Origin of the sequence: Leptolyngbya boryana PCC 6306 (assembly GCF_000353285.1) — a bacterium.
Lineage (GTDB): Bacteria > Cyanobacteriota > Cyanobacteriia > Leptolyngbyales > Leptolyngbyaceae > Leptolyngbya > Leptolyngbya boryana.
The window spans coordinates 320,094-337,396 of record NZ_KB731326.1 but is presented as its reverse complement, the minus strand read 5'-3'; the positions used below and the strand labels follow the sequence as shown (position 1 = coordinate 337,396).

Annotated in this window: 18 protein-coding genes; 6 read left to right on the top strand and 12 right to left on the bottom strand. The window is 45.8% G+C overall.

All coding sequences use genetic code 11. The features are described from left to right. Nucleotides 1-102 precede the first annotated feature (102 nt). The 3 genes from LEPBO_RS0134885 to LEPBO_RS0134875 all read right to left on the bottom strand — a co-directional run bounded on the left by LEPBO_RS0134885 (nt 103) and on the right by LEPBO_RS0134875 (nt 3,486). The gene (locus LEPBO_RS0134885) at nt 103-1,782 is read right to left on the bottom strand and encodes an efflux RND transporter periplasmic adaptor subunit (protein ID WP_017292231.1); all 1,680 of its coding nucleotides are present in this window, start codon (nt 1,780-1,782) and stop codon (nt 103-105) included. Between the two features lie 70 nt (nt 1,783-1,852). Beyond that, complete coding sequence (locus LEPBO_RS0134880) at nt 1,853-2,566, bottom strand: DUF305 domain-containing protein (protein ID WP_026149151.1); 714 nt, start codon at nt 2,564-2,566, stop codon at nt 1,853-1,855. Nucleotides 2,567-2,808: 242 nt separating this feature from the next. Next, complete coding sequence (locus tag LEPBO_RS0134875; protein WP_017292229.1) at nt 2,809-3,486, bottom strand: glycoside hydrolase family 24 protein; 678 nt, start codon at nt 3,484-3,486, stop codon at nt 2,809-2,811. Between the two features lie 255 nt (nt 3,487-3,741). Between LEPBO_RS0134875 and LEPBO_RS0134870 the strand changes: the two genes are divergently transcribed. Both LEPBO_RS0134870 and LEPBO_RS0134865 read left to right on the top strand, forming a co-directional pair. Beyond that, on the top strand, nt 3,742-4,032 hold the full coding sequence (locus LEPBO_RS0134870; protein WP_017292228.1) for a hypothetical protein: 291 nt from the start codon (nt 3,742-3,744) through the stop codon (nt 4,030-4,032). A 107-nt stretch (nt 4,033-4,139) separates the two neighbouring features. Beyond that, nucleotides 4,140-4,598, top strand: a complete 459-nt coding sequence (locus LEPBO_RS0134865) for a heavy metal-responsive transcriptional regulator (RefSeq protein ID WP_017292227.1) — start codon at nt 4,140-4,142, stop codon at nt 4,596-4,598. Nucleotides 4,599-4,604: 6 nt separating this feature from the next. Here the strand turns inward: LEPBO_RS0134865 and LEPBO_RS0134860 are convergent, their stop codons facing one another. After that, nucleotides 4,605-5,303, bottom strand: coding sequence for a DUF305 domain-containing protein (locus LEPBO_RS0134860; RefSeq protein WP_017292226.1), 699 nt, complete (start codon nt 5,301-5,303; stop codon nt 4,605-4,607). 294 nt (nt 5,304-5,597) lie between these two features. Here LEPBO_RS0134860 and fldA point away from each other — a divergent pair, with 294 nt between their 5' ends. Next, a complete protein-coding gene (fldA, locus tag LEPBO_RS0134855) occupies nt 5,598-6,107 on the top strand; it encodes a flavodoxin FldA (protein WP_017292225.1) in 510 nt (169 codons plus the stop codon). Nucleotides 6,108-6,162: 55 nt separating this feature from the next. Here fldA and LEPBO_RS0134850 read toward each other — a convergent pair whose 3' ends face one another. Beyond that, nucleotides 6,163-6,921 carry an N-acetylmuramoyl-L-alanine amidase family protein gene (locus LEPBO_RS0134850; RefSeq protein WP_017292224.1) on the bottom strand — a complete coding sequence of 253 codons (759 nt, stop codon included), beginning with the start codon at nt 6,919-6,921 and terminating at the stop codon, nt 6,163-6,165. A 457-nt stretch (nt 6,922-7,378) separates the two neighbouring features. Between LEPBO_RS0134850 and LEPBO_RS45200 the strand changes: the two genes are divergently transcribed. From LEPBO_RS45200 to lepB, 3 genes are read left to right on the top strand one after another with little or no spacing between them, the layout of a single operon-like run. Further along, nucleotides 7,379-7,570, top strand: a complete 192-nt coding sequence (locus LEPBO_RS45200; RefSeq protein WP_242049425.1) for a DUF1269 domain-containing protein — start codon at nt 7,379-7,381, stop codon at nt 7,568-7,570. After that, complete coding sequence (locus tag LEPBO_RS45195; protein WP_242049426.1) at nt 7,567-7,806, top strand: DUF1269 domain-containing protein; 240 nt, start codon at nt 7,567-7,569, stop codon at nt 7,804-7,806. The genes LEPBO_RS45200 and LEPBO_RS45195 overlap by 4 nt, the downstream gene beginning before the upstream one ends. A 33-nt stretch (nt 7,807-7,839) precedes the next feature. Beyond that, complete coding sequence (gene lepB, locus LEPBO_RS0134840; RefSeq protein WP_017292222.1) at nt 7,840-8,445, top strand: signal peptidase I; 606 nt, start codon at nt 7,840-7,842, stop codon at nt 8,443-8,445. Between the two features lie 61 nt (nt 8,446-8,506). On the opposite strand, the gene ftsH is transcribed toward lepB, so the two are convergent. The 7 genes from ftsH to LEPBO_RS0134810 form a co-directional block, all read right to left on the bottom strand. Beyond that, nucleotides 8,507-10,447, bottom strand: coding sequence for an ATP-dependent zinc metalloprotease FtsH (ftsH, locus tag LEPBO_RS0134835; RefSeq protein WP_017292221.1), 1,941 nt, complete (start codon nt 10,445-10,447; stop codon nt 8,507-8,509). Between the two features lie 15 nt (nt 10,448-10,462). Continuing rightward, nucleotides 10,463-11,677 carry an MFS transporter gene (locus LEPBO_RS0134830; protein WP_051077916.1) on the bottom strand — a complete coding sequence of 405 codons (1,215 nt, stop codon included), beginning with the start codon at nt 11,675-11,677 and terminating at the stop codon, nt 10,463-10,465. A gap of 83 nt (nt 11,678-11,760) precedes the next feature. Next, nucleotides 11,761-11,910: a hypothetical protein gene (locus LEPBO_RS44235; RefSeq protein ID WP_154660854.1), complete on the bottom strand. Its 150-nt coding sequence runs from the start codon at nt 11,908-11,910 to the stop codon at nt 11,761-11,763. Between the two features lie 57 nt (nt 11,911-11,967). Then, nucleotides 11,968-13,185, bottom strand: coding sequence for an FAD-dependent oxidoreductase (locus LEPBO_RS0134825; protein WP_017292219.1), 1,218 nt, complete (start codon nt 13,183-13,185; stop codon nt 11,968-11,970). A 45-nt stretch (nt 13,186-13,230) separates the two neighbouring features. Further along, nucleotides 13,231-14,769 (bottom strand): phytoene desaturase family protein, encoded by a 1,539-nt coding sequence (locus tag LEPBO_RS0134820; RefSeq protein WP_017292218.1) that lies wholly within the window; start codon nt 14,767-14,769, stop codon nt 13,231-13,233. A gap of 103 nt (nt 14,770-14,872) precedes the next feature. After that, complete coding sequence (locus LEPBO_RS39505; RefSeq protein ID WP_036047177.1) at nt 14,873-15,214, bottom strand: four-helix bundle copper-binding protein; 342 nt, start codon at nt 15,212-15,214, stop codon at nt 14,873-14,875. 251 nt (nt 15,215-15,465) lie between these two features. Next, nucleotides 15,466-17,118, bottom strand: a complete 1,653-nt coding sequence (locus LEPBO_RS0134810; protein ID WP_017292216.1) for an iron uptake porin — start codon at nt 17,116-17,118, stop codon at nt 15,466-15,468. Between the last annotated feature and the right edge of the window lie 185 nt (nt 17,119-17,303).

The following is a 17,303-nucleotide window of genomic DNA, read 5'->3' as shown; positions in this document are numbered from 1 at the left end:
ATAGCTCGATGTTCATTGAAAGGAAGGTGAGTAGAGCTCGTCGCAAAGGACAGGCAAGAAAGTATTGTGTTTAGAGGTAGAAAGCGATCGCTCGTGAATCCACTAATTCTGATGCGGATTCCGCGATTCCTCTAACGGATCTACAGATGTACGAACTTTGCTAGGTGCAGAACTATTTCCGTTGCCATTAGAGTGAAAATGAATTTCAGTCTCGTAGGGAGACATAGAACCGTTTTCTGCGGGTTGAAGCCGACGATTACGACGGGATGACCAAACCGCACCTGCCCAAAACGTACCTGCCGCGATCGCGCCTCCCGCAGGTAGCATCACCCACCAGGGCAGTGCAGACAGATTGAATCCTTGAGCGGGTGCTGCGGGAGCTTCACTGTGTTCTGCATCGGCTTTTGCATCACCCCGTAATGACTGGGTATATAGTTGCGGTGCGCGTTGCGTCACCACTTTATCGCCATCAAATAAGCCGTTTGTAACTTCTACAAGTTCGCCGGATTCTCGTCCGAGTGTAATATCGGTGGCTTGAAAAGCGTTGCCGTTTTGCACAAAGACAATTTTCTTTTTATCATTAGTTTCGACGATCGCAGATTTTGGTACAGCTAAGACTAAAACCGAAGTGCGATCAGTCAGTACTTCAATCTCAGCGAACATTCCCGGCTTCAATACTCCATCTGCATTATCCAGTTCCACTTTCACGGGCACAACACGGGTTTCACCCTGTACGGTTGAACCCACAACACTAATCCGCCCGTTAAAAGTCCGATTGTTCAATCCATTGACCTTAACTCGAACAGGCTGACCCACCCGAACTTGGTTCAGATCCTTCTCGTAAATGTTGCCCGATGCTTGCACGCTACTGCCATTGACGATCGTTAAAATTTGCTTTCCCGCGTCTTGTCCCGATTCTCCAGGGGTTGCTTCTCGGTCGGCAACGGTGCCGGAAATCGGAGCCGTAATTGTGATCGTGCCATCTTCATTCGCATTCGCTCCTAACTGCCGCAATCGAGTTTCATAAGTTTGACCGCTCAGTTGAACCCGCGATCGTGCAACTTCTAGCGCTGATTGTGCCCGCTTCAGTTGGGCTTGAGCTTCTGAAACGGCTAATCGACTTTCTGCTTTTGATAGATTCGCGCGAGCTTCTGCCAGTTTTGTTCCCGATTCGAGCGCTGATCGTCGTGGAAGCGCTCCAGTTTGAGCCAATTGCTGATCTTTGGTGTAGCTTTCTTGGGCAAAATCAAACGCCGATCGCGCTTGCTGAATTTCTCGATCGACGATGGTCTTCTGACGCGCTAGATTTTCCTGAGCAAGCTGTAAATCCGCTTCTGCTTGTTGGACTGTGCCTGTCGCATCACTGCGTCGATCGAGCGCCTCGGTTCTCAACTGTGCTAAATCTGGACTCGTCATAACCGCCAGTGGTTGCCCTGCACTGACTGCATCACCAGGTTTGACGAGCAGCCGCAGTAAGGTTCCCCCGACTGGCGTTGTGACTTCAACCTGGCGATTCGGCAGCGATTCAATTTGTCCGGTCGTCTTGATACCAAATGCTAAGCGTTGTCGGGTAACAGGCTCCACTTTGAAGCCGAGCCGTTGAGCCGTTGCCGCATCGACTTGCACGCTGCCAGACGATTGCGTTGCTCCCCCCTGAAACTCGTTGCCATGCCCGCCATGAGCTAGCACGATCGCAGGACTACTTGCCAAGACTCCCAGTGTCATCAATGTGGCTGAGAGACGGCGAATCGAAGTGGAAACAGAAACAGCAAGGCTCGGCATGACGAAGTTTCCTGATATTGCACAACTCTTTACATTGTGACACCCGAATGTGAAACAGGGATGAAATCCTCTACTGGTTGTACCAGGCTTTGCGCCATTGTTTCATTTGATCGATTTCGGCTTGCTGCGAGGCAATAATTTCTCGCGCCAACTTCTGAATCTCCGGGCGTTTTGACTTTTGCAAAACATCGTTTGCCATTGTCACGGCTCCTTCGTGATGCGGAATCATTGCATTGATAAACCGCAAGTCAAACTGATCGTCTGCCGCGCCTAAATCCATGCTCATCTTCATTGCTTTGATTTGTTCTTTTGACATGGGCATCGAGTGATTCATCTCAGCGTGCCAAGCGATCGGTTGTCTAGGTGCTTTAGGATACCAGACTGTGCGCCACTGCTGCATCTGGCTAATTTCCTTGTCTTGAGCCGTAATCACATCCTGAGCCAGTTTTTTCAGTTCAGGACGCTTTGATTTTTGCAGCACTTCCTTCGCCATATCTACTGCACCTTGATGGTGGGGAATCATGCTATCGATGAAGCGCAGGTCAAATTCAGCATCAGCAGGACCCAAATCCATATTGTGTCCCATGCTGCTGTGATCCATTGCACCATGATCCTTTTTGCCAGCATTCATGTGGCTGTGATCCATACCGGACATCGTGCTTGCAGCGGGAGAACTGGCTGGGGTTGAATTCTGAGCTGTACTGGATGAGCAAGCCGTAAGCGCACTCAAGCTGATCAGGGCAGTAAAGGAAAATCCGAAAAATGTAGGTTTTAGGCGTTTCATGTTGACAAAAAGAAAAGGTTTAAGCAGTTTGACTGGCGAACACATCTCCGTTCAGCGAAGCGAACACGTCTCCGTGCAGCAAAGCTGTCGCACTCACCCAAGAATGAGCAACACCGAAATTGCAAGACAAATCTCGGCTACGAAGGTCGATTTAATCGCCCTTGCTACATATTAAGAAAACATAAGAATATGAAATCAGAATGAAATTTCCAATTCTTAACTGACAAAGTTCAGTTGAAAACCTACTTCACTGATGCTGATAGCTTTGCAAGAGCTAACTCTTCGGCTAATGCTTTCTGATAGATTTTAGGTAACTGTAATGTCACAGAATTTGTTTCAATTCCATAGCCTAAACTTGTCCAGGTTGCAGATAAATGCTTCAAGACTTCGTTCAAATTTCCTTTTTCGAGTTCAGCATTGATATCAACTTCCCAGGCGTTACGATCGCTCAACCAAGCGTAAACTACAGCATCTTGCTGTTTTGGCTGAAAACTTTCAGAAACCGTGTCTGACGTGTTTTGGCTGTGTTCAGGATGATATTGCTGAACCTTTTCATCCCAGGTTGTACTGAGTAACTGATAGCGCCCCGCGGCAGTCGTACATTCTCCTTTGTGCAGTCCTGACACGATCGTGACGCACTGATTGGGATGTTGGCTCAAATCTGTAATGTGTTGTCCACCGTAAAGCGCCGTGTAGGGATCACTATCTTGAGCTTCACTGGCGGAAATGGTTCGCATTAAAGCCCGAATGTATGGATCTCCACCAGTCATAACTAACGGCGGAGTTCGATCGGGATCTTTGGGAGGAATAGTTTTTTGCTGTCCCAGACTGAACCATATCAGCGATAGTGCAGCTAATGTAGCAACACTAACCGCAATCCTTTCTTTAGCGAATTTTAGAAGCTGAATCTTCAACATCATAAAACCGATCAAAGTGTCTGTGGCTCGTAAAGCGATTTTGTCATGGATGGGCTGAAGAGATAATTTGACAAATTGATCTCTTCAGCAAACTTGCTTTAAGCGTTGTTCGGCACTTAATCTTCAGTGTTTCACACGAAAATGAAACTGGAATGAAATATCACTCGCGATCGAAGTTAGCTCGAAAAACTTGACTCTCAAGTGGACTAGAGAGTTTATAACGGATTGGTTTTGATGAGTAAACAATTGGAGTCTTTCATGCACATAAAAACTCAAATTCTCACTTTTTTGGGTGGCACCCTTGCTGCGATCGCGCTATCAACCGGAACTGCTTCTGCTCAATCTATCAACCAAAATCCGAAAAATGCTTCCGAAAATAACCTTCAACTTGCTCAACAGCCGAATCAAGCTAAACCTAGCAATCAGTCTGGATGTGCTTGCTGCAAAACCATGAAAGAAGACATGGAAAAGATGCGGCAACAAATGGAGATGATGAAAAAATCAGGAAATTCGATGCCTAGAATGAACCACTCTGGCACGGCTCAGTAATATCAAGATAGCAAATTGATCTACCTCGGCGGCAAGTGTGACGTTTGTTGTTATACTTGCTGTCTCTATGGGTGGTAAATCTGCGATCTCAGATAGGAGCTAGGATTGTGGTTCATTCACAAAAAGCAATCTCTCAAACTCCCCTGTTCAAAATTGGTGAAATTGCTCAGCAAACTGGACTCGCTGTTGCAACGATTCGATACTACGAGAGTCTGGGATTGATTCAACCGAAGCATCGGAGTGAAAGTAACTACCGCTATTACGATGCGGATGCGATCGAGCGTCTTCAGTTTATCAAGAAAGCTCAATCGCTTCAGTTTTCCCTCTCAGAAATTCAACAGATCCTGAATGTACGTCAGCATGGTAATCCAGCTTGCCCAATAGTGCGTGAACTGTTAGACGGAAAAATTGCCCAGCTTGAAGCCCAGATAGCGCAGATGCTCGCGCTCAAAACCGAATTAGAGCAGTACAGGAATCGTTGGGCGGGTAAACCGCTTGATGATCCGCACAGTCGAGAACTGTGTAGCCTGATTGCTGAAGTTACTGCTCTTAATTCAGACGAATGAAGAGTTTTACTGGTTATACCAGGCTTTGCGCCATTGCTTCATCTGATCAATCTCCTTTTGCTGGGATGTTGAGATCTCTTGGGCAAGCTTTTGAATCTCAGGACGCTTTGACTTTTGCAAGGCATCTTTTGCCATTGAGATCGCGCCTTCATGATGAGAAATCATGGCATTCATAAAGCGCAAATCAAACTGCTCATCGGCTGCTCCCAAATCCATGTTCATTGCCATGCTGTCTTTTTGCTGCTGAGACATTGGCATAGATTTATTTTGCTGTGAATTGTAAGCCACAAAACTTTCAGGCGCATCGGGATACCATTGTTTCCGCCATTTTGCCATCAACTCATTTTCTTCGCGGTTCTGAGTCACAATAATGTTTTGGGCAAGCGATTGGATTTCAGGACGTTTTGACTTTTGCTGAGCTTCTTTTGCCATCTCGATCGCGCCTCGATGATGTAATCGCATGGCATCAATAAAGCGTAGATCATACTCAGCACCCGCCGGACCTAAATCCATGTTCATCATCATGCCGTTCATATTGCTGTGATCCATCCCTGGCATTCCTGCCATCGGTGAACCTGTTGCAGTTGGGCTTTGATTCGAGGTTGAATTTTGAGCGGAATTTGAACAAGCAGATAGTCCACCAACCGCGATGACTGCACCGAGCGAAAGTCCAAGTAAACCTGTCTTGAATGTTGAGCGACGCATATTTAACCTACAAATTCCATTGATGTCTTTAGTTCATTCTGAACCATCCAGTCTACTGGAGAGTCAAATGCAATACAGTGTATTTTGGACGGATTTCACGCCTTCGGTTTAGCACTAACCGCCCGTTTATTTCAAGACTGCATAAAGGAATGAAATCAAAATGAAACTTGACTATGACTTAGGCTAGAAATTGTAAGTCTTTCATCGGAGGGAAGTTACTGAATTAACCTTTCTATAAGCTGCTCTTGAGGGTTTTAAGGTCAAGCTGAAACACTATCCTAGATAGGAGATGATATGGCAGACATTGGATTATTTTACGGAACGCAGACAGGATACACGCAAACCGCAGCAGAGACAATTCAGCAAATATTTGGACAAGATGCCGTTGATTTGTATGACATTTCTCGTGTGGAACCAAGCGATTTCGAGAAGTATTCAGTCATTATCATTGGTTGCCCAACTTGGAACGTCGGGCAACTGCAAGATGATTGGGATAACTTCTTCGAGCAGTTAGACGAAATTGATTTCAGCGGCAAAAAGGTTGCTTACTTTGGTGAAGGTGATCAGGTCGGGTACGCGGATTCGTTTCAAGATGCGATCGGCATCTTAGAAGAAAAGATTTCTGAGCAAGGCGGCGAAACAATTGGCTATTGGTCTACTGAGGGCTACGAATTCACCGAATCAAAAGCAGTGCGAGATGGAAAGTTCGTAGGTCTTGCGCTGGATGAGGATAATCAGTCGGACTTGACTGACGATCGCATTAAAACTTGGGTCGCTCAACTCAAACAAGAAATCGGGTCGTGAATTGTTGAGCCAAAAGGTTGTTTGGAACACGCAATCACTGATCGACTGAAGATGCTCAAGCTATGAGAAACCGTTCAATCCCGCGAGCGATCGCTTGTGCAGATTTTAGAATCAGATCATCTACTTGCGTCCCTGAAGACGCATCGATAAAAAAAGATTCCGTCAAGATCGCCGGAACAGGTAGAGGAACGGCTCTCAAAACAGCTAGTCCTTGTCGCTTCACACCGCGATTTGGAATATTTAGTACTTGATCGAGTTCTTGATTAACAATTGTGGCAAACCGAAAATCTACATCTGTGCCATTGCGATCGATCAGAACTTCATGTCCTTGTACTGCCGCGTTGAAAGAATTGAGGTGTAAAGCAACAAAACAGTCTGCTCCGGCTCCCCGTGCCCCAATCTCCTCTAGGGAGAGATTGAGCGCGTTGTCAATCAGTGTTACAGTTGCCCCTCTAGCCTGTAAGAATCCCTGGACTAGCTTTGCCTGTTTCAAAGATTCTCCAGCTTCTGTACGACCTTCAGCATTTTTGGCACCTGGATCGCGATCTTCTCCATGTCCGGGATCAAGCACTATTTTTTTGCCAAGCAGTGGTCGAGGGGTTGGAATTGTCGGAGGATTGCTCGCAATACGACAGGCAGGAGGTTCTATATCTTCGATTACCATTGCACCAGGAGCGTCACTGCCTGTAAACCAGTTTCTAGGAATTCTCACCTGGTTCCGTTTCTCTCCAGACAATTCCACTTTGTCGATATAGCAGGCATCTCCGCTTTTCATCAAATACAGGGCTGTTTTCGTCAATCTTAACCATGCCATGTGACTAATCCTTAATTGCTTAAAACTTTAGTTTTCAATTAAGACATTCTACTGATTTCTCAAAGTTTGGAGCGTAGCAATTCAGGTTTTTAACTAAAAATTGCTGCGGGGAGCAGTAGCCCTGATTTTTCACCTCTATTTCATTCTTGCTGCTTATCGTATTCAGTAGGGGTTAAAGCTGCTTTGTGGAACCAAAGTGCTTTTTTACTGAAGCTAGTTCAAAGGACAGTTTGTTTTCAGAAGATCTTAAGCTTTACCACTTGCCTCTCCAGTCCACTAGGGGGTTTAGATTAAGAAGTAGTTGTTCATCGCTTGATAGCCTTTGAAACCTACAACTCTTCTACAGCAATTCAAGATTAAGGAGCAAACGAATGAGTGATTTAATTGCGATCGGGTTCAAAGATGAGTTCAAAGCAGACGAAGTTCTCATCGATCTAAAAAATTGGAGCGAGAGTATTTGATTGATTTAGAAGATGCTGCGATCGTAGTGCGGAACAAGCAAGGCAAGGTTAAGATCAAGCAAACTCAAGAACTCGTTGCATCGGGCGCATTATCTGGTGGTTTTTGGGGATTGCTATTCGGTGTCATCTTTCTACATCCGATGCTGGCACTGTTTGGTCGGCGGTTGGCGCACTCTCCGGAGCGTTGACTGATGTTGGCATCGATGACGAATTCGTTCGAGAAATTGGAAACACTCTAGAACCAGGTACTTCTGCCATTTTCATTTTGGTTAGAAAATCGACTCCAGACAAAGTTCTAGAGGAAATCAGCAAGTTTGAAGGCAAAGTGTTACGAACCTCGTTATCTAGAGAAGATGAAGCAAAACTGCAAGCAGCACTTACCAAAGCTGAACCTGTAGATACGTCTTCACCTGTAGGAGCATAATCAGGTGTATCACTTCTCAACCCAACAAAGAAAATGCCTCAACTAAAGTTACAGCGATCGACTCCACCTTCTAAATCTGAAAATGCTTGGCTAGAGGGATTAAAAACACTAAGCTTGAGTGTTATCCTTGCGTTGGGCATTCGGACATTCATCGCAGAAGCTCGTTACATTCCCTCTAGCTCAATGGAACCGACGCTTCAAATTAACGATCGCCTAATTGTAGATAAGCTGAGCTACGACTTTGTTCCACCCCAACGCGGAGATATTGTAGTTTTCAACCCCACAGCTAGTTTGAGGCAGCAAAACTTTAAGGATGCGTTTATCAAGCGAGTGGTTGGGTTGCCCGGAGAAACTGTCGAAATCAAGAATGGGCAAGTCTATGTCAATGGTTCTGCTCTAAACGAACCTTACATCGCTGCTCCAGCAAAACAATGGAATCCGGTTGTTGTTCCTCCCGATTCTTACCTTGTGTTAGGCGACAACCGAAATAACAGCTTTGATAGTCGCTACTGGGGGTTTGTCCCGCGCAGCGATATTGTCGGGCGAGCAGTCTTTCGGTTCTACCCATTCGATCGAATTACTCCTCTGAATCAACCTGTTTACATCACCTCTCATCAAACTAAGGAGAAACCCCAATGAATTCATCAAACAATGCAATGAACAATCCTATTCATCTCACCGCAAAACTTAGCAGGTCAATTTATTCAGTGATACTAGCAAGCTGACCTGTGCGTAACCAAGTTTCTAAGTGGGTTGGAGATTGTACGTTAGAAAGATATTCGTGAAGAAGGCTTCCTTCCAAAACTTCTTGCTGAAGCAACTGATAGGTCATATCCTCTAGCAACTCTCGATTTGCGGTCAGAATATCTAACGCCATTTGATGAGCGCGATCGACGATCGCTTTCACCTCTTGGTCAATCACTTCCGAAACCGCAGGACTCACCGGGCGACGAGGATTAACAACACCATCTAGAAACTGCTGTTGCACTCTCTCTAATGCCACAGGTCCCAATTTCTCGCTCATGCCGTACAGCGTAACAACTCGCTCTGCTAGATCCGTTGCCTTTTGAATATCGTCACTCGCTCCCGTAGAAATTTTGCCAATCACAATTTCTTCCGAAGCTCGTCCGGCTAGCAGTGTGGCAATGCGACCGCGAATCTCGTCTTCTGCCATTAAAAAACGGTCCTCTTCGGGTAATTGCAGCGTATACCCCAATGCCCCAACCCCTCGCGGCACAATCGAAATTTTCTCCACTTTGCCCGCTCCAGGCATTAACGCTCCTACGATCGCGTGACCTGCTTCATGATAGGCAACAGTTTTCTTTTCAACTTCATTAAGCACGCGAGATTTCTTTTGCAAACCTGCAATGACGCGCTCGATCGCTTCATTAAAATCTGCCATCGTCACTGAAATGCGGTTCTGACGGGCTGCCAGTAACGCTGCTTCGTTCACTAGATTTGCTAAATCGGCTCCTGCAAATCCGGGTGTACGAGTCGCAATAACACTTAAATCGACATCCTCTGCTAGTTGAATTGCTTTAGCATGAACTCTCAGAATCGCTTCTCGTCCCTGCTTATCTGGGCGATTGATGACGACTTGACGATCAAATCGACCTGGACGGCGAAGGGCTGGATCAAGCACTTCCGGTCGATTGGTGGCTGCGAGAATAATTACCCCTGTATTTGCCTCAAATCCATCCATCTCTGTTAACAATTGATTGAGAGTTTGTTCCCGCTCATCATTGCCACCCAATGGCGAACCAGCAGCAGCTCTAGATTTACCCAAGGCATCCAATTCATCGATAAACACGATACAAGGGGCTTGTTTCTTTGCCTGCTCAAACATATCTCTCACCCGCGCCGCGCCCACACCCACAAAGAGTTCAATAAATTCAGAGCCAGAAATGCTAAAAAATGGAACACTGGCTTCTCCAGCAACGGCTTTCGCCAATAGTGTTTTCCCAGTTCCTGGCGCACCGACTAGCAAGACACCTTTGGGAATTTTTGCTCCAACACGAGTGTATTTGGCAGAGTCTTTGAGAAAATCAACAATTTCTTCCAGTTCTTCCTTCGCTTCATCAATCCCCGCGACATCTGCAAACGTCACGCCTGTATTCCCTTCAGAATAGATGCGGGCTTTACTTTTACCAACGGTCAATGCTGCCCCGGCTCCCGCTTGAGCGCGGTTGAGAACAAATGCCCAAATGCTAACGAAAATTAGGGGTGGAATGATCCAACCAAGCAGTGTAGTGAAGAAATTGCCGCGATCGGGCGGGATTGCCCCAAATTCTACATTGCTATCTTCGAGCAGTTTTGGCAAACTTTGATCGTTAGGAATGGGAGTTGTGACATAGACTTTATTCGGAGTGGGTGACGCACCATCGGACTGCGGTTGTTGGGTTTTGGGTAAATCAGCTTTGAGAATGTACTGAATTTGGTCTTGTCCAATCTCAGCTTTGGCAACCTTTCCGTCTTTTACGTCTTTGCGAAATTGACTGTAGAGAACTTCTGTTGATGGACGGCGTAGACCTGGCATCACCACAAAATGAAACAGCAGCAGGAAAGAGAGTAACATCAATAAGCTACTGCCAAAGTGTTGTGGGTTCGGTGTTTTGGAACTTCCGTCTTTCTCAACAGGCATAAACTACACTCCAGCTTAATGGTGTCTCATTCTTTCTTTCCAACCCACAACCAGACCGATGCTCATCAGAAAAACGCCTGCGATCGCGAACGGTGCGCTTGCCTGCCATGCAAATAGCATTCCCCCTAACATCGGACCTCCCACCTGCCCCAGACTACTTGCCGCGTTCTGAATTCCGAGTACCGCTCCGACGTGCTGACCTCCGCGTTTAGAGATTAAAGCTGAAAGATTCGGAGCAACTAACGCCATACCCAAGGCTAGTAAACCCACAGCCCCTAGAACGAATGGCAGGATTCGGACGAGCAGCAGTAACACGATGCCTAACCCCATTAAACCAAAGCCTAATGCAAGTTGAGCAATAATGTTAATTCTTCGCGATAAAAGATTAACGGCGATCGCTTGAAATACTGCCATAACTGCCCCACAAACCATAAAAGCGAATCCAGTTTGCGTTGGACCATAGCCTAATTTTTCCTGGGCATAAAGTGCAAAGGTTCCTTCAAATATTGCGAGTCCAAACTGTGAAATTAAGGTTAAAGCAAGTAACAGCTTTAGTTTGCTATCAAGATTTTTCCATTTCATTTCCACATTGCGACTAGAAACGGAGGAGACAGTTGAAGGCAACGATTCCGGCAACCATTTTACGGCGGCAAGCAGCGCAAAGAACATGAAAACTGCGGATAAAAAGAACGGAGGTGCATAGTTTTCGATTTTGATGTCGATGAATCCTAGTGTAAAGTGCAAGTCTTCGCGAGTTGTCAATCCTCCCAAAGCTGGTCCTGTAATAATTCCAAGACTTACTGCACTTCCCAGCCATGCCATGCCTCGGTTGCGATCGCGATCAGTCGTTACGTCAGTGACATAAGCTGTTGCAGCAGGCAATGTTGCTGATGATAAAAGACCTCCAATGGCTCTTACAACGTATAGTGTCCACAACGATGTTGCAAAACCAAATAGAATTTGTGAGATCGCAGACCCTGCAATTCCCAGCAACATCAACGGTCGTCTTCCAATCCGATCCGCTTGCTGCCCCCAAAACGGAGCAAAAATTAACTGCATAAAAGCATAAATACTTGATAGCAGCGTAATGTGAAGCGCCATTGTTTCGCGAGAAACTCCCACTGTTCTGTCTAAATGTCTGGCATAGAAGGGAAGAACTGGCAACGTCACTCCGAAGCCAATCATCACGACAAACAGACAGAACAATAGAACAAATAATCTTCTACTCATTGGGCTTTTAGTTTAACAAGGCTAATCACAAAATGGGAGGCAGCAGCGATCTACTAATTTTGAAAAGGGGATTTCTAAACAGGCTAGTGGCAACCACCACCACGACTGCTCCTATGCCCATGTCCACTGTGATGCCCATTAGAGCCACCGTGGTTGTGTCTGCTGTGTCCTTGTCGCTGAAACCAAACTACAGCAACTACAAGCAGTGCAAGTCCTAAAAGCAATCCAAGCATAATAAAGTTCTCCTCGTCGAATGAATTAATAATTCTGCATCTAGATAGAGTTAGAGCTTAACCAATGAGTTCAGCGACTCGAAAGGCAGATGTAATCGCTCCTTCATGCAAGCCGTCTCCCAGATAGGCTCCTACATGATATGTATGGTTCTCTCCATTGGTAGCGACAACTTCATCTCGGTATCGAAAAGATTCAGTCGTATACAACGGCGTGTGATGTTGCTGAATGTGAATGATGCGATCTTTAGCAATTATCTCCTCCAATTGAAACGATAGGAAATGGTGCTGTGGTGACGACGGGATACCGCAAAGCTGATTTAAGCAACCGTTATAGCCCCAGCGGGTGTCTGTTTGGAAGAAATCAAATTCTGTGGGGTATCGAATCCCCTGTTTGTCATACATGGAAGTATCTGTATGAACGATCGTGGTTGCATAATTCGCTTTCCAAGCTGAGAAGCGCTTAATTTCAGCATCAGTTGGATCAGCTAGAAGAGCTATCACTTGATCAGGCGGTGTGGCAAACACAACTTTATCAAACTCCTGCGTTTCGCCATTCGATCGCTCAATTTTCACACTATCTGAGCTTCTGGAAATATTGGCAATCTCCACGTTCAGCCAAACTTTCCCACGAAAGCGCTCTAGAATTTTTTCAATGTATGAATATACTCCACCTTCGACCCTGAGCCAGTTGACTGCAAGGTAATCGCGTAACATTGGAATTGCCAGTTCTGCTGGAAAATTGTCGATCTGATCGAACGGTGTTGAGTAACTGTACATTGTTAACAACTTAAGCCACAGGCTGCCAGTACTGTCGTTCTTTAGATAACGAGATAGTGGTTGGTCGTAGAAATCTTTCATGTCCGCGAATCGTGTTTTTAGCCATAATCCGGCGGAACGAACATAGATGCTATCGAATCGAAGATACTCGATTAAGCGTTGGATGCCAGTGAAGTTTTTCTGGATAGCAACTTCAGATAGAAAATGACCTCCATTTTTAGGAAACAATTCTGAACCGATGTCAACGGGTACTAGTTTCACGTCTAGTTCTTGCATCAGAGCAACGAAGTTGTGAAATGCGGTAGGAAATTCGAGTGGACCACTTTCCAAAACTTCATTGCACTCGGATTGGTTTGGCTTCACGTTTTTGTTCAGTGTCCGAATATGTCCTCCTAACATGGGTTGCCGCTCAAACACCGTGACATGATACCCTTGTTTATCAAGCAGGTAGGCTGTAGCCATGCCACTAGCGCCGCCTCCAATGACAGCAATTCTCATAATTGACCTCAAATCAAATGGAATAGGTTAAGTGCGATCGCGGGTTTAGTTGTTGCTCAAGATTGCGTCACCGGATAACCGTTGATAGAGTAATGCTCCTGTCCAAACGGTGGGAGCAAAGCCCGGATATCCTGATGACGCATTGCAAAAGTAAAAATGCTTCAATGAGGATTCATGATTTAAGCGCCCTAAACCCATATTGCGTGGGGTTAGACTGGAACCGTAGGAATTTCCATTGGGGCACCAACAAAAGCGTTCATTGGTAGTAGGGCTGCCCGTCACATGAAAAACCATATGCTTCCTAAAATTCGGTACATACTGCTCTTCCACGACATCTAGAATTGAATCCAAAATTTCCTGTTTTTTCCGGTTATAGGCTGTACGATCGCGTTCTCGTAATTGCTTAAAGTAGTCGTAGTTAGCAACGGTCAGGAATTCGACAATTTGACAATCCTCTGGACAATCTCGATGTGCCTCGGTCAGTAAGGTGGGCGTTGTGATCGCAAAACTAGGATTGGAGAAATCATGGCGCTCATACATCTGAGCAAAGGCTTCGTTCAAATCTTGGTGACCTGTATGCGAGAGATTCCACTTACCAAATCCATAGTCTCGAAGATCAAGGTCTTTGACCACGCAGTAAGCCATATAGTTAGATGCAGAATACTCGTAATTAAGTTTGCGACGCACTTTCTTGGAAAACTTCTCCTCACCGATCATTTTGGCGGCTTTTTTGGGGTCCATATTGCAGATCACGATGGCTCCTGTAAATTCACAGGTTTGATGCGTCGTTAAATCGATCGCTTCAACACCTATAACCGTTTGGTCTATGACCTTAAAATTCGTGACCTCATGGTTGAGCAAGACTTGCCCCCCGTGTGATTCAATCACTTGAACTAACGAATTGATGAAGTGTTCAAAATGTTGGGTTGGGTAAAATGCACCTGCTTGATACCCTCTGAACAAAGCAACCCAGGCATAGAATGAGAGTTGATTGGGCGGCAGTAAAAAATCGAGCCATTGCAGTGCTAACAAGGTTTGGGCAGCTTGTGGTAGCTGAAACTTGTCGAATACGTCTTGAAGGGTGCTGTTGACATACTGAGTGGCGCAACCGACTTCACTTGAATGTTTAAGCAGTTCAATCGGTCGGAGTGGAGGAGCGAGTTTTTTCAAGCCTGCCCCTGTCTTTTCGACTTCGTTGATAAATTGGCGAATGCGATCGCGATGGGTAGGAAAGAGTGTTGATAATCGCTGGATTAATTCTTCCGGTTCCGAAGGAATGTCCAACGCATACCCCGGCATCCGCATATGGTCAAAACCATCTGGGTCATACCGTTCAAAGGTTACGTCTTGATCTAGACCTAGTTTTTTAAGTACCCGATTTACAGTTTGCCCTTCGCCGCAATCCCAAACATAGTGAAGTTGAGCATTAAACTGATACGTTTTCGCCATTGTAAAGGTGTGCCCAAAGCCCCCTGGATGTTCATGGGCTTCAAGAATTTGCACAATCTTGCCGGAGTTTGCCATCAACGCACCTAAGACTAATGCTGATAAACCACTGCCGACAATGAGGTAATCCGGTCTCATAGCATGATTCCTCAAACAGTAAGCTATCGTTTGAGCATCTTGCCTGTGATAAGCAGGATGCCCAGATAATAGAATTGAATTCAGTTACTGTCACTTCTAGCGGTTAAGCTGCCTGTGCCATTGCTCGGCAACTTGCGGCACATTGGCGGCAAGCTTCTGCACAGGTTTTACAGTGAACTGCATGATCACTATGTTTTTCACATTCTTGAGCACAGAGTTCACAGGCTTTTGCACAGGCAAGACAAGCTTCCTGATGGACACTAGAGCCGCGCATCATCAGCCGAGCGCAAATGTCGCACAAATCAGCGCAGTCGTGACAGAGGCGAACACACTCTGCCATCATTGCTGACATCTCTCCGGTCAAGCAGGCAGTCGCGCAAACTTCGCATTCTCGTAAACATTCTAGGCAGTCCTGGATGCAATCATTCACAGTTGCAGTTGTCATAAGACACCTCGCTTAATCTATTTTCAGAACTTCTTAATCGCACGGTAGATTGTTTACCGCACATTCATCAATTTGTCAGAAGAATACGAGAAAGTTATAAAGGTCGCGAAGCATAAACTACTGACAGGACAATTTAATCAGTAAAAATAAAAGCGAGGCAAAATACTATGCCTCGCCGAAGATGGTGTAAATACAAAGGTAATCAATCTTTCCCAACGCTCACCCATCGGATAAGTGCCTAGAAAGCCAACTTAAAATCTGAATGTGGTTCGGATGGTGCCCACATAAATGGTGTCATTGCTTGAATTGTGCTCTGGGTTTGTAATCACAATCACGCCAGGAGTGACGGAAATCTTGTCTGTCAGCGCCAGTCGATAGAATGCTTCTAGATGCAATGAGGTATCGGCATCTTCACGAGCAGCAATGTCACTGCGAATGACTTTAGGCTGTTGACCAATCACCAAGCCAGCTAAATTCCCTTTCTTCCCTAAGTCGGGTAACGACAAGGTCGCAGCCCAGTTGAAAATGGTTGCATCACTGCCTCGTGCCACTAGCGCAGAGGAAGATTCGGCGTTTGCAAGAACCCAACCGACTTCACCGCCTAAAATGAATCGAGGACTGAGGCGGAAACTGACTTCTGCCCCGAAAGAATTGGCAGACGCTGCGATCCCACTGCCAAATGGAGAATTCGCAAAGGTGCTTCCGACACCTACATTAAGACGATTGTAGGAGTTGATATAAAGTAGATTGATGCCCAGTGCTTGTGTGGGTCGTAGCGTAAGTTGAGCGATCGCGCCATAGGGACCGCTGAATACTCCACGACCGACACTCGGATCGCTCGCTGTTGCATCACTCGCAAGATACGCCAATGATAATGATGCAGAGTTGCTGAAATTGTAGGTTAAACCTGCACCTGCACCCACTGCTTGCCGATAAATTGGATTAAAGCGTCCAAACCGGGAAATAGCACCTGTCCCAGTACTCTCAAAAGCCCGATTCAAAGGGAAAATCAAATCGACTGCTGATTCAAGCCCAGTTGTTCCCACGTAGGCAGTCAATTTCTCATTTACTGGGAAACGATAGTAAAGTTTATCGATGCCCAGCTGATTATTGACACCGGATTCATAGCTCAATCGGGTCATATTAGTGCCCGTGACACCAGCAAGGTTAGGAATATTTCCTGCATTCAGACGAGTGAACAACAAATCCCGACCATTAAAGCTGGTATTGAGAGAAAGACGAACTCGATTTGCGAGAACCGTATTTGCATTCAAATCGGTACCATTAGCGGCTCTATCTCCAAATGCGTCTGCTAAAGCGAAAATTGCTTCCCCTGCCAACTTCGTAGTCGTAGAGAACTGCTGTTTTTCCAAAGTTGTCGTCCGTGCTTCTAGGGCATCTACACGACCTCGTAATGTTGCCAGTTCAGCCGAAAATTCTTCTTGCAGTTTCTGGAGAGTTGCTAAATCTTCTTTTTTGACTAAATCAGCCGTAGCCGCAGCAATTAATTCATTGACACGATCGAGACAAGCATTCAAACCTGCCGCAAACTCATAGCGTGTTAAAGCACGATTGCCGCGATAGGTTCGGTCGGGATACCCTGCGATACAACCATACCGCTCGACTAGGGATTGCAATGCTTGGAATGCCCAATCGGTTGGACGAACATCAGATAGCTGAGACACCGAAGTAACTTGACTGAGGGAATTGCTAGTCATCCCTTCGGAGTATTGAGAAACAGTTTCGAGCGCGTCAGTAGAGTTTTCTACGATCGCTTCTGGTTCGTTCGGATTCAGTTGAGGCGGAGCAACCTCAGCAGCGAAGCTACTGCTTACCAATGTCAACGTTGCACCAAAAACAATTGATCCAACTCTAGTTAAGTCTATGAAAGTCTTTTGCACCATTCACCCTCACATAAATTAGCAGACATAATCGTTTTGTCTGGAGGTAGTATCTATTGCAACTAGCTCCATACACTAGAGTCTCAGAAACTTATGAAATCAGAATGAAATATGAAATTTGAGTGGTTAATTTTTGGTTAATTTGGATTCAGGCTAGCGATCGCTCTAGGTGGAAGTTGTCCATCATA

Coding starts and splice junctions, on each gene's coding strand:
- LEPBO_RS0134825 (WP_017292219.1), bottom strand. CDS start 13,185: ATGAGAATTGCTGTCATTGGAGGCGGCGCTAGTGGCATGGCTACAGCC.
- LEPBO_RS0134885 (WP_017292231.1), bottom strand. CDS start 1,782: ATGCCGAGCCTTGCTGTTTCTGTTTCCACTTCGATTCGCCGTCTCTCA.
- LEPBO_RS39505 (WP_036047177.1), bottom strand. CDS start 15,214: ATGACAACTGCAACTGTGAATGATTGCATCCAGGACTGCCTAGAATGT.
- LEPBO_RS0134850 (WP_017292224.1), bottom strand. CDS start 6,921: ATGGCATGGTTAAGATTGACGAAAACAGCCCTGTATTTGATGAAAAGC.
- fldA (WP_017292225.1), top strand. CDS start 5,598: ATGGCAGACATTGGATTATTTTACGGAACGCAGACAGGATACACGCAA.
- LEPBO_RS0134820 (WP_017292218.1), bottom strand. CDS start 14,769: ATGAGACCGGATTACCTCATTGTCGGCAGTGGTTTATCAGCATTAGTC.
- LEPBO_RS0134870 (WP_017292228.1), top strand. CDS start 3,742: ATGCACATAAAAACTCAAATTCTCACTTTTTTGGGTGGCACCCTTGCT.
- LEPBO_RS0134830 (WP_051077916.1), bottom strand. CDS start 11,677: ATGAGTAGAAGATTATTTGTTCTATTGTTCTGTCTGTTTGTCGTGATG.
- ftsH (WP_017292221.1), bottom strand. CDS start 10,447: ATGCCTGTTGAGAAAGACGGAAGTTCCAAAACACCGAACCCACAACAC.
- LEPBO_RS0134860 (WP_017292226.1), bottom strand. CDS start 5,303: ATGCGTCGCTCAACATTCAAGACAGGTTTACTTGGACTTTCGCTCGGT.
- lepB (WP_017292222.1), top strand. CDS start 7,840: ATGCCTCAACTAAAGTTACAGCGATCGACTCCACCTTCTAAATCTGAA.
- LEPBO_RS0134880 (WP_026149151.1), bottom strand. CDS start 2,566: ATGAAACGCCTAAAACCTACATTTTTCGGATTTTCCTTTACTGCCCTG.
- LEPBO_RS0134875 (WP_017292229.1), bottom strand. CDS start 3,486: ATGATGTTGAAGATTCAGCTTCTAAAATTCGCTAAAGAAAGGATTGCG.
- LEPBO_RS0134810 (WP_017292216.1), bottom strand. CDS start 17,118: ATGGTGCAAAAGACTTTCATAGACTTAACTAGAGTTGGATCAATTGTT.
- LEPBO_RS44235 (WP_154660854.1), bottom strand. CDS start 11,910: ATGCTTGGATTGCTTTTAGGACTTGCACTGCTTGTAGTTGCTGTAGTT.